At 54.1% G+C, this 1,173-nt stretch carries 1 rRNA gene; it reads right to left on the minus strand.

The features are described from left to right. Positions 1-1,133: ribosomal RNA gene (locus tag PGS10_RS24885) — 16S ribosomal RNA — on the minus strand; the annotation flags it as partial. Between the last annotated feature and the right edge of the window lie 40 nt (positions 1,134-1,173).

The following is a 1,173-nucleotide window of genomic DNA, read 5'->3' on the forward strand; positions in this document are numbered from 1 at the left end:
ACCGCTGGCAACAAAGGATAAGGGTTGCGCTCGTTGCGGGACTTAACCCAACATTTCACAACACGAGCTGACGACAGCCATGCAGCACCTGTCTCAGAGTTCCCGAAGGCACCAAAGCATCTCTGCTAAGTTCTCTGGATGTCAAGAGTAGGTAAGGTTCTTCGCGTTGCATCGAATTAAACCACATGCTCCACCGCTTGTGCGGGCCCCCGTCAATTCATTTGAGTTTTAACCTTGCGGCCGTACTCCCCAGGCGGTCGACTTAACGCGTTAGCTCCGGAAGCCACGCCTCAAGGGCACAACCTCCAAGTCGACATCGTTTACGGCGTGGACTACCAGGGTATCTAATCCTGTTTGCTCCCCACGCTTTCGCACCTGAGCGTCAGTCTTTGTCCAGGGGGCCGCCTTCGCCACCGGTATTCCTCCAGATCTCTACGCATTTCACCGCTACACCTGGAATTCTACCCCCCTCTACAAGACTCTAGCCTGCCAGTTTCGAATGCAGTTCCCAGGTTGAGCCCGGGGATTTCACATCCGACTTGACAGACCGCCTGCGTGCGCTTTACGCCCAGTAATTCCGATTAACGCTTGCACCCTCCGTATTACCGCGGCTGCTGGCACGGAGTTAGCCGGTGCTTCTTCTGCGAGTAACGTCAATCGCTAAGGTTATTAACCTTAACGCCTTCCTCCTCGCTGAAAGTACTTTACAACCCGAAGGCCTTCTTCATACACGCGGCATGGCTGCATCAGGCTTGCGCCCATTGTGCAATATTCCCCACTGCTGCCTCCCGTAGGAGTCTGGACCGTGTCTCAGTTCCAGTGTGGCTGGTCATCCTCTCAGACCAGCTAGGGATCGTCGCCTAGGTGAGCCATTACCCCACCTACTAGCTAATCCCATCTGGGCACATCTGATGGCATGAGGCCCGAAGGTCCCCCACTTTGGTCTTGCGACGTTATGCGGTATTAGCTACCGTTTCCAGTAGTTATCCCCCTCCATCAGGCAGTTTCCCAGACATTACTCACCCGTCCGCCGCTCGTCACCCGAGAGCAAGCTCTCTGTGCTACCGCTCGACTTGCATGTGTTAGGCCTGCCGCCAGCGTTCAATCTGAGCCATGATCAAACTCTTCAATTTAAGTTTGATGCTCGTGAATTAAACTTCGTAATGAATTACG

This window comes from Klebsiella sp. 141153 (assembly GCF_032601995.1).
GTDB lineage: Bacteria > Pseudomonadota > Gammaproteobacteria > Enterobacterales > Enterobacteriaceae > Klebsiella > Klebsiella aerogenes.